The organism is Lysobacter sp. 1R34A (assembly GCF_051217035.1).
In the GTDB taxonomy this organism is placed as follows: domain Bacteria; phylum Pseudomonadota; class Gammaproteobacteria; order Xanthomonadales; family Xanthomonadaceae; genus Lysobacter.
In genome coordinates this window covers 1-9,755 of sequence record NZ_JBPKJP010000124.1, presented here as the reverse complement: position 1 = coordinate 9,755, position 9,755 = coordinate 1, and the positions used below count along the sequence as shown (strand labels likewise).

Here is a 9,755-nt window from a genome sequence, read left to right as displayed (position 1 = left end):
GGCCGCGCGTCGGGACGGCGGCCGCCGTAGCCTCGGGCGTCACATCGGCGGCCGCACAATGGCGCTCGCCGGGCCGCTGCGCCGGCCGTCACCGGAGGAATCGATGCGCCTGGAAGGCAGTCAGGAAACCTTGCTGATCACCCTCTACGCCAAGGCGATGGACAACCGCGCCACACCGTCGATTTTGCGCGACGCTCTGGCCGACGACCTGGTCCGCCACATCGACTACGACTTCGAGCGATTCGGCCTGAGCGCGTCGGACATCCGCGGCTTGGCGCTGCGTTCGCGGATCATCGACGGCTGGACCCGCGCCGCACTGCAATCGCGCGCCGACACCCTGGTACTGCACCTGGCCTGCGGCCTGGACTCGCGGGTGTTCCGGGTCGACCCGCCGCTGGAAGTGGACTGGATCGACCTCGATTTCCCCGAGGTGATCCGTCTGCGCGAGGAACTGCTGCCGCAGCGCGCCGGGCGTTACCGCACCTTGCCGAGCAACGTCATGGAGCCGGACTGGATCGAGCGCCTCGACAACGATCGGCCTGTGCTGGTGATCGCCGAAGGCCTGTTTCCCTATCTCGACGAGCACCGCGCCCGCGAACTGGTGCGGCGCCTGATCGAGCGCTTCCCGCAGGGCGGGCAGCTGCTGTGCGACCTGTACAGCCCGCTCGCGCTGCGCCTGCTGCGCCACGCCAGCATGATCCGCGCGACCCGGGCGCGGATCGGCGACTGGACCCGCGGCGGCCCGCGCAGCCTGGAGGCCTGGCATCCGCGCCTGCAATTCGTCGACGAGCCGCGCCTGAGCGAAGTCGCCGAGGTGACCGAATTGCCGCGTGCGCAGCGTTGGCTGTTCAAGCTCTACGACCGCTCCGAATGGCTGCGCAACCTGGGGCGGGTGGCGCGCTTTCGTTTCTGAGGCGCGGGACCCTTATTCCGCCAAGGCCGGGTCCGGCTTGCGAAACGCGATCGCCAAGCGGTTCCAGGCGTTCATCGAGATCGCCGCATAGGTCAGTGCGACCAGGACGTGGTCGCTGAACTGCTCGCGGACCCCGGCATATACCGCATCCGACACCGGCGCCTGGTTGACCGCGGTGATGGCTTCGGCCCAGGCCAGGGCGGCGCGTTCGCGCGCGTTGAACGGGCCCTCGGCCCAGACCCGCAGCAGGTGCAGGCGGCGGTGGCTCTCGCCGCGCGCGACCGCCTCTTCGGTGTGCACGCGCAGGCAATAGGCGCAGCCGTTGATCTGCGAGATGCGCACGTTGACCAGATCGATCAATGCGCGTTCCAGGCCGCTGTGGTCGACATAGTTCTGCAGGCCGGCGAGGGCGCGAGTGCCGTGCGGATCGACGGCGTTGTAATCCAGGCGGGCGGACATGGCGGTCTCCATCGGATGAGCGTCTGCGACGCGATGACGCCACGTTAGGATGTCCGTTCCTGAAAGGCATTCCGCCACGGATGCAAGCCGAGATTGCATGAACGAACAATCCTTGGGCTGGGACGACTACCGCTTCATCCTCGCGATCGGCCGCGCCGGCTCCCTGAACGGCGCGGCCAAGCGCCTGGCGGTCAGTCACCCGACCGTGTTCCGACGCATCAATGCGATCGAGCGAGCGCTCGGAGCGCGCCTGTTCGAACGCGCTCGCGACGGCTACACGGCGACCCCGACCGGCGAGGAAGTGATCGCGGTCGCCGCCGAGATCGAAACGCGGATCGCCGCGACCGAGCGGCGCCTGGCCGGCCTGGACGCGCGCCTCAGCGGCCGCATCCGCGTGACCACGGTCGAGCCGGTGCTGTACGGCCTGTTGCCGCCGCTGCTGGCGCGGTTCCGCCGCGAGCACCCCGGCATCGTCCTCGAACTGGTCGCCGACAATGCCGTGCGCGACCTCAGCCGGCGCGAGGCCGATGTCGCCCTGCGCCCGGGCGGCAAGCCGCCGGAGGGCCTGATCGGACGCAAGGTCGCGCGCTTGGCCGCGGCGGTGTACCGGCCGCGCGCGCTGCGGCTGCCGCGCGGCGCCGGCCCCGAGACCCTGGCCGACTGCGACTGGGTGGTGCCCGACGACAGCCTGGCGCATATCGGCATGGCGCAATGGCTGCATCGCCAGCGCTACGACGAACGTGCGGTGCTGCGCGCCAACAGCCTGCTGGCCTTGCGCGACGCGGCCGCGAACGGCATCGGCCTGGCGGTCTTGCCCTGTTTCCTCGGCGATGCCGACCGCCGCCTGGCGAGGGTCGGCGAGCCGCTGGAGGGGCTGGCAGCGGATCTTTGGCTGTTGAGCCACCCCGACCTGCGCCGCACCGAGCGCATCCGGGTGTTCAGCGAGGCCATGCGCGAGGGATTGGCCCGCCTGCAGCCGATGCTGGATGGCCGGCGCGCGGCCGCTCAGGCCGTAGAAGGCCGGTAGGGCGTCCGCACCTGCATCCGTGAAGCCGGTCCGTCCCCATCGTCCGATACAAAAAGTCCACAGTTACTTTTGAAACCTGTGACTTAACGCACATCACATTAGGAAAAATCCTACACGCTTAGGGGTGTTCCGACGACGGTTTACTGTTCACGCAAGACGCATCTTTTGATTGCTCCGACGGCATCCGGATACAGATTCGCCCTGAGGCGAACTTCCCCCCACCGCGCCGGCTGAACTTTTACAAGGATGAATCATGTTTCGCGTCGAACTGAAGCAGCGTGATGGCAGCGACGACAGTGCGCTGGCGGTAGCGATTGCCGAGATCGCGCAGGAATACCGCAGCGCCGAAGCGGCGTTGCGCGCAGTACTGCCGCAGGCCAGGCGATACGCCGCGCACGCCCCGAAGGGGTTGTGGCTGCGTATCTACGATGCCGATTCGCAGCCCGTGTTTGGCACGTTGGTTCCCTAGGGCCGACGTGCGGTTTGCGCCGCCCGGCTGACAGGAGTCTGGCCGGGCGGCGCGGGCCTCCCTGCGTCGCACCGCGGGCGCCGAGCGCGCCGGTCTGCCGCTGGCCCAAGGCGGCGTTCTCGATACGGCCCGAAAGCCGGCTGCCGCTTTGTCGGCCGCTTCCAGAAAGGCGCGGTTCTTTCGACTGTAGGAGCGGCGCAAGCCGCGACCGCATTCTGGCCGGTCGCGCCGTAGCTGCGGATTCGCGGTCGCAGCCCACGCAGCTCCTACAGGGGCTCTAGAAAGAATCGCTGAGGCTCTTGGCTCCAGAAGGCGTCGTCGCTGCTCCTGGGTAGGAGCAGCACGAGCCGCGACCGCGTTCTGTCCGGTCGCGCCGTAGCTGGGGATTCGCGGTCGCAGCTCACGCAGCTCCTACAGGGGCTCCGGAAAGAATCGCTGGGGCTCTTGGCTCCAGAAGGCGTCGTCGCTGCTCCTGGGTAGGAGCGGCGCGAGCCGCGACCGCGTTCTGTCCGGTCGCGCCGTAGCCGCGGTTCCGCGGTCGCAGCTTGCGCAGCTTCTACAGCGATCTCGGAAAGATCCGCGCACGCCATAAGTGCGACGGCCAGCCCCGGCTTCTGCGTTTCCTACGCCTTATCGATCCAGCCTCGCGCCCTCGCCACGATCAGGTCGGCCGGGGTGTCCAGGTCGTAGTGCAGCTCCGCGGCGTGCAGCCGCCAGACTGTCTCGGCGGGCAGGCGCTTGAGGGCGGCGCCGAAGCCGCGGTCGCCGCGCAGATGCCCGGCCTCGCGCCAGACGGCCGCGGCGATTACCGCCGGTATCCCGAGCGCATCGCCATGTTCGGTCGCGGCGCAACCCGACGCGGCCGATGCGGCGCCTTCGAGCAAGGCCTGCAGGTGCCCCGCATCCAGCGCCGGCTGATCGCAGCCGAGCACCAGCACGGGGCCTTCGAAGCCGCTCAGCGCGCGCGCCGCCACGCGCAGGCTGCTGGCGAGGCCTTCCTCCCAGCCGTCGTTGCCGAGGCATTCGACCGGCAGGTCGGCGACGGACGCGGCCATCGCATCGCTGTGCGCGCCGAGCACCACCAGGACCCGTCGTGCAGCGGTCGCGGTAGCCAGCCGCGCGGCGCGGTGGAGCAGGCTTTCGCCGTCGCGACGCAGCGCTTGCTTGGGCTGTCCGAGGCGGCGGCTCGCGCCGGCGGCCAGTACCACCGCGACATGCGCCATCGCTCAGGGCTCGCCGTGACGATGGGTCTGCAGTTGCGCGGCGATGCTCAGGGCGATCGCTTCCGGGCCTTCGCCGCCGAGCTTGAGGCCGATCGGCGAATGCAGGCGCGGCGCCAGCGAGGCCTGTGCCGAGGCCGGCAGCACGCGGAACAAGTCTTCGCGCCGCCGCACCGGGCCGAGCAGGCCGACGAAACCGATCTGCTGGCCGTTGGCGCTTTCGGCCAGATGCTCGAGCGCTTCGCGATCCAGATCGAAGTGGTGGTGCATCACCAGCGCGGCGTCGTGCGGCCGCGCGGTCGCCAGGGCCTGCGCCGGGCTGCGTTCGATCGCGTGATCGGCGAGGGCGCCGGCGGCGCTCCATCGCGAGCGCCGTTCGACCAGGGTGACGACCCAGCCCAGAGTGCGCAGCAGCGGCAGCAGGGTAGGAGTTTCCGGGCCGGCGCCGAACACCAGCACCGACGGCGGCGCCGGAACCTCGAGCTTCCACTGCGCCGTCTCGGCCGAGGCCCACGGCGGGGTGTTGACCGCGAGGGTCCAGCGCATGCGTTCGTCGCCGACGGTGGCGGCCAGGGCGCCATGGCTGCGCAGGTCGATTTGCAGGTCGCCATGGCCGCGCCGCCACTCGTCGATCAAGGCAGGCCATTCGCGCAGCGCCGCCAGCGGCAGCAAGGCCAGGCGCAGGCGGCCGCGGCAACCGACCGCGGACCCGGCGAACAAGTCCTCGTCGCTGCGGGTGTCGATATCCATCCATTCGATGCCCTGCGATTGCGCCGCGTCCTGCGCGCGCAATTCGATGTCGGGTTCGATGCAACCGCCGCTGAGCCAGCCGACTTGGCCGTCGCGCGCGCCGAACAAGGCCATCGCGCCGGGCCGCACGTAGGTCGAGCCTTCGGTTTCTAGGACGATCGCCAGGCTGGCCGGGTCGCCGCGCGCGGCCGCGGCCGCGCTGGCCTCGAGCACTGCCCGCGGACCGCCCGGCGCGCTGCGCTTCGCAAGTGCGGGGTCCGGCGAGTCGGCCATGCGTGCGCCCAGGGGCGGAGGAGCTTCGAGTCTAGAACGTTCGCGGCGCCGATGGCGTTGCGTCGCATCATGCCGGCCGGCGCCGGCAGTTTTGGGCAAGCCGCCGACGCGGCCCGCGTGCGAAACGCCTCGGGCGTGCCGCAAGGTTCGCGAACGAGCCGCCGACTTGCGTCGCAAAACCGGCGCGGACGTTCGGAGAATCCGGCAAGCGCCGCGTTGGCTCGCTCCATTCCGGCATCGCCGGCGATCTGGCGGCAGTCAATTTTGAGGAGTAGGCTCGGGCAACCCCAGCCGCCGCGAGGGAATCATGAAGCTTCTTGTCAACGGCACCGAACACGAGGTCGCCGCGCCACCGGACATGCCCCTGCTGTGGGTCCTGCGCGACCTGATGCACCTGACCGGTACCAAGTTCGGCTGCGGCATCGCCCAATGCGGCGCCTGCACGGTGCATGTCGACGGCGCGCCGCGACGCGCCTGCGTCACCCCGGTCGCCAGCGTCGAAGGCAAACAGATCACCACCATCGAAGGCCTGTCGCCGGACGGCAGCCATCCGGTGCAACGCGCCTGGGCCGAGATCGACGTGGTCCAGTGCGGTTATTGCCAGTCCGGCCAGATCATGTCGGCGGCGGCCTTGCTGACCCAGATCCCCAAGCCGACCGACACCGACATCGACCAGGCCCTGTCCGGAAACATCTGCCGCTGCGGCACCTACCCGCGCATCCGCGCGGCGGTGAAGCGCGCGGCCGAAATCGGCAAGGCCTGATCGCCTCATCCCCCACGACGTCATGCTCGCAGCGCCGGCGGTCCGGGCGCTTTAGGAGGTCGATGTGAATACCGTACCGGCGCCGTCGCGGCGCCAGTTCCTCAAGGCCGGCGCTCTGATCGGCGGCGGCCTAGTGGTCGGCTTCGTCGTGCCCGGCGCCAAGCGCTTCGCCCACGCCGACCCGGCCGCGGCCGCGGCGGTGTCGAGCGGCTTCGTGCCCAATGCCTTCCTGCGCATCGGCGACGACGACACCGTCACCGTGCTGATCTCGCATTCGGAGATGGGCCAGGGCGTGTGGACCGGCCTGGCGATGTTGATCGCCGAAGAACTCGACGCCGACTGGTCGAAGATCAAGGTCGAACACGCGCCGGCCGCGCCGGCGTATGCGCATACCGCCTTCGGCATGCAGATGACCGGCGGTTCGACCAGCACCTGGTCGGAGTTCGACCGCTATCGCCAGGCCGGCGCGACCGCGCGCGCCTTGTTGGTGGCGGCCGCGGCGCAACGCTTCGGCGTACCGGCCGAGCAGGTCCGCACCGAAAACGGCGTGGCCATCGCCGGCGACAAGCGCGCGCGTTACGGCGAGCTCGCCGCCGAGGCGGCCAAGCTGCCGGCGCCGAGCGCGCCGCAGACGCTCAAGGAAGCCAAGGACTGGAAGATCATCGGCAAGCCGACCAAGCGCCTGGACTCGCCGGAGAAGATCACCGGCAAGGCCAAGTTCGGCATGGACGTGCAGTTCGACGGGCTGCTGACCGCGGTGGTGGCGCGCGCGCCGGTGTTCGGCGGTACGGTCAAGTCGTTCGACGCGGCGCCGGCCAAGGCCGTGCCCGGGGTGCGCGACGTGCTGCAGGTGCCGAGCGGCGTGGCGGTGATCGCCGATCACTACTGGGCGGCGAAACAAGGCCGCGACGCCTTGGTGATCGATTGGGATCTCGGCCCGAACGCCAGCCTGGACAGCGCGAAACTGCGCGAGGAATTCCGCAAGCTCGCCGCCACCGAGGGCGACATCGCCGCCCAGGCCGGCGACGTCAAGGGCGCGCTGGCGAAAGCCGCCAAGACCGTCGAGGCCGAGTACAACGTGCCCTATCTGGCGCATGCGCCGATGGAGCCGCTGAACTGCACGGTCAAGATCGAGGCCGACCGCTGCGAGATCTGGACCGGCACCCAGTTCCAGACCGTCGACCAGCAGGTCGCGGCCAAGATCACCGGGCTCAAGCCCGATCAAGTGCAGATCCACACCATGTTCCTCGGCGGCGGTTTCGGCCGTCGCGCCACCCCGACCGCGGACTTCGTCACCGAAGCCGTGCACGTGGCCAAGGCCGCGGGCAAGCCGGTCAAGACCGTGTGGTCGCGCGAGGACGACGTGCGCGGCGGCTATTACCGGCCGATGTACCTGCAGCGCGCGCGCATCGGCCTGGATGCGCAGGGCGTCCCGGTGGCGTGGGAGCACGTGCTCGTCGGGCAGTCGATCATCGCCGGCACGCCGTTCGCCGGGGCGATGATCAAGAACGGTATCGACGCGACCTCGGTCGAGGGCGTCGCCGACTCGCCGTATCTAAAGGAAATCGCCGACTACCGCGTCGACCTGCATTCGCCGAGCACCGGCGTGCCGGTGCTGTGGTGGCGTTCGGTCGGGCACAGCTACAACGCCTTCGTCATGGAAAGCCTGATCGACGAGTTGGCCCATGCCGCCGGCAAGGACCCGGTCGAATACCGCCGCTCGCTGCTCAAGCAGCATCCGCGCCATCTGGCGGCGCTGGACCTGGTCGCCGACAAGGCCAGCTGGGGCACGGCCCTGCCGGCAGGTCGCGCGCGCGGCGTCGCGGTGCACGAATCCTTCGGCAGTTTCATCGCCCAGGTCGCCGAAGTCTCGGTCGAGCCCAAGCCCGGCGGGGGCCACGGCATCCGCGTGCACCGTTTCGTCTGCGCGATCGACTGCGGCTTGGCGGTCAATCCCGACGGCGTGCGCGCACAGATGGAATCGGGCATCAACTTCGGCCTCGGCGCGGCGCTGTACAGCCAGCTGACCTTCAAGGACGGGCGGGTGCAGGAATCGAACTATCACGACTACCGCGTGCTGCGCCTGGACGAGGCGCCGCAAATCGAAGTGCACATCGTGCCGAGCACCGAGAAGATGGGCGGCGCCGGCGAGCCCGGCACCGCGCCGGTCGCGGCGGCGGTGGCCAATGCGGTGTTCGCGCTCAATCAACAGCGGCTGCGCGAATTGCCGCTGCAGTTGCCGGCCTGAGGAGACGACGATGCGTGCACTGATCCTCGCCATCGCGGCGCTCGCCGCGACCGCCTGCGGACCGAAGGTGAGCCCCGAGCAACGCGAACAGGCGGTCGCCGCGTTCGCGACCGTGCAGCAGGTGTTCCAGCACCCGCGCTGCCAGAACTGCCATATCCCCGGCGACCAGCCGCTGCAATTCGACGCCGGCCTGCCGCATGCGATGGGCGTGGTGCGCGGCCCCGAAGGCAAGGGCGCGGCCGGCCTGCCGTGCTCGACCTGCCACGGCGAAGCCAATCTGCCGGCCAGCTACGGCCCGAACGCGCCGCCGGGCGCGCCGCATTGGCAACTGCCGCCGCCGGACCACAAGATGGCCTGGATCGGCCTGCCGGCGCCCAAGCTGTGCGAGATGATCAAGGACCAGAAGAGCAACGGCGGCCGCGATTTCGCCGCGCTGCTCAAGCACGTCAGCGAAGACAAGCTGGTGCTGTGGGGCTGGGCGCCGGGCGGCGAACGCAAGCCGGTGTCGGTGCCGCACCCGGAATTCGTCGCCAAGTTCAAGACCTGGGCCGACGCGGGCGGGCCATGTCCGGCGTCGTAGCCGGTCGCGAATCATCGTGTCGATGCGGTTGATCTTTGAGGCTCCTACCCCCTGATGCGCGCTTCAGTGACCGGGCGTAGCGCCGCAAGCCCCGCTCTCGATCTGCAGGGTGCAGTGCCCGATGCCGAAGCGCTCGTCTAGCTGCCGGACCAGTTGGCCGCGCAAGCCGTCGGCATCGACACTAGGATCGACGACCAGGTGGGCGGTCATCGCCACGGTGCTCGAGCCCAACGACCACACGTGCAGGTCGTGCACGTCGGTGATGCTCGGTGCCTCCAGCAGCAGCGCACGCACTGCGGTGAGGTCGATGCCGTCCGGCACGCCTTCCATGAGCACGTTGCCGGCCTCGCGCAACAGGGTCCAGGTGCGCGGCAGCACCCACAGACCGATCAGCACCGCGAGGATCGGATCGACCACGGTCCAGCCGGTGAAACGGATGATCAGGGCGCCGGCGATCACCGCGACCGAGCCGAGCATGTCGCTCCACACTTCGAGGTAGGCCCCTTTCATGTTGAGGCTTTCGCCGCTGCCGGCCTTGAGCAGGCGCATCGCCACCAGGTTGACGACCAGGCCAAGCGCGGCGATCGCCAACATGCCGGTGGTCGCGATCTGCGGCGGCTCGCTGAAGCGGCCGAAGGCTTCCCACAGGATGTAGGCGGCGACCGCGAACAGCATCAGGCCGTTCGCCATCGCCCCCATCGCTTCCATGCGTGCGTAGCCGTAACTGCGCCTGGCGTCGGCCGGTTTGCGGCTCAGCCGCACCGCGGTCAGCGCGATCATCAGCGCCAGGGTGTCGGTGCCCATGTGCGCGGCATCCGACAACAGCGCCAGGCTGTTGGTCAGGAAGGCGCCGGCGACTTCGGCGACGAGAAAACCGCCGGTCAAGCCGAGCGCCCACCACAGGGGGCGCTCGTGGCGGATCGCGGTGTTGCCGTGGTCGTGTCCGCTGCCCATCTCGTTGCTCCTTGGTCTTGGACCGGCCGCGCCCGGCGACCGGTCTGGATCGCGGCGGGCCGCGCCTGCGGCCCGCCGGGGCGCCGCCTCAGCGGGCGG

Annotated in this window: 10 protein-coding genes; 6 read left to right on the top strand and 4 right to left on the bottom strand. The window is 69.8% G+C overall.

Annotated features, from left to right (window positions below):
• Nucleotides 1-913 (top strand): class I SAM-dependent methyltransferase (locus ACSAMQ_RS18490; protein ID WP_435397068.1); only part of this gene is annotated, 913 nt, incomplete at its 5' end.
• Nucleotides 914-925: 12 nt separating this feature from the next.
• On the opposite strand, the gene ACSAMQ_RS18485 is transcribed toward ACSAMQ_RS18490, so the two are convergent.
• Entirely contained in the window at nucleotides 926-1,372 is a 447-nt protein-coding gene (locus ACSAMQ_RS18485; RefSeq protein ID WP_435397067.1) for a carboxymuconolactone decarboxylase family protein, read from the bottom strand.
• Nucleotides 1,373-1,469: 97 nt separating this feature from the next.
• Here ACSAMQ_RS18485 and ACSAMQ_RS18480 point away from each other — a divergent pair, with 97 nt between their 5' ends.
• Both ACSAMQ_RS18480 and ACSAMQ_RS18475 read left to right on the top strand, forming a co-directional pair.
• Nucleotides 1,470-2,399 (top strand): LysR family transcriptional regulator, encoded by a 930-nt coding sequence (locus ACSAMQ_RS18480; RefSeq protein WP_435397066.1) that lies wholly within the window; start codon nucleotides 1,470-1,472, stop codon nucleotides 2,397-2,399.
• 253 nt (nucleotides 2,400-2,652) lie between these two features.
• The gene (locus tag ACSAMQ_RS18475; protein WP_031372547.1) at nucleotides 2,653-2,868 is read left to right on the top strand and encodes a hypothetical protein; all 216 of its coding nucleotides are present in this window, start codon (nucleotides 2,653-2,655) and stop codon (nucleotides 2,866-2,868) included.
• Between the two features lie 623 nt (nucleotides 2,869-3,491).
• Here the strand turns inward: ACSAMQ_RS18475 and ACSAMQ_RS18470 are convergent.
• Nucleotides 3,492-4,091, bottom strand: coding sequence for a nucleotidyltransferase family protein (locus ACSAMQ_RS18470; RefSeq protein WP_435397065.1), 600 nt, complete (start codon nucleotides 4,089-4,091; stop codon nucleotides 3,492-3,494).
• A gap of 3 nt (nucleotides 4,092-4,094) precedes the next feature.
• Nucleotides 4,095-5,111 carry an XdhC family protein gene (locus tag ACSAMQ_RS18465; protein WP_435397064.1) on the bottom strand — a complete coding sequence of 339 codons (1,017 nt, stop codon included), beginning with the start codon at nucleotides 5,109-5,111 and terminating at the stop codon, nucleotides 4,095-4,097.
• A 307-nt stretch (nucleotides 5,112-5,418) separates the two neighbouring features.
• On the opposite strand from ACSAMQ_RS18465, the gene ACSAMQ_RS18460 reads away from it, so the two are divergent.
• From ACSAMQ_RS18460 to ACSAMQ_RS18450, 3 genes are all read left to right on the top strand, one after another.
• Nucleotides 5,419-5,874, top strand: coding sequence for a (2Fe-2S)-binding protein (locus ACSAMQ_RS18460; RefSeq protein ID WP_435397063.1), 456 nt, complete (start codon nucleotides 5,419-5,421; stop codon nucleotides 5,872-5,874).
• Between the two features lie 64 nt (nucleotides 5,875-5,938).
• On the top strand, nucleotides 5,939-8,122 hold the full coding sequence (locus tag ACSAMQ_RS18455) for a molybdopterin cofactor-binding domain-containing protein (RefSeq protein ID WP_435397062.1): 2,184 nt from the start codon (nucleotides 5,939-5,941) through the stop codon (nucleotides 8,120-8,122).
• A gap of 10 nt (nucleotides 8,123-8,132) precedes the next feature.
• On the top strand, nucleotides 8,133-8,702 hold the full coding sequence (locus tag ACSAMQ_RS18450) for a hypothetical protein (RefSeq protein WP_435397061.1): 570 nt from the start codon (nucleotides 8,133-8,135) through the stop codon (nucleotides 8,700-8,702).
• A gap of 63 nt (nucleotides 8,703-8,765) precedes the next feature.
• Here ACSAMQ_RS18450 and ACSAMQ_RS18445 read toward each other — a convergent pair whose 3' ends face one another.
• Nucleotides 8,766-9,656 (bottom strand): cation diffusion facilitator family transporter, encoded by an 891-nt coding sequence (locus ACSAMQ_RS18445; RefSeq protein WP_435397060.1) that lies wholly within the window; start codon nucleotides 9,654-9,656, stop codon nucleotides 8,766-8,768.
• Nucleotides 9,657-9,755: the final 99 nt, after the last annotated feature.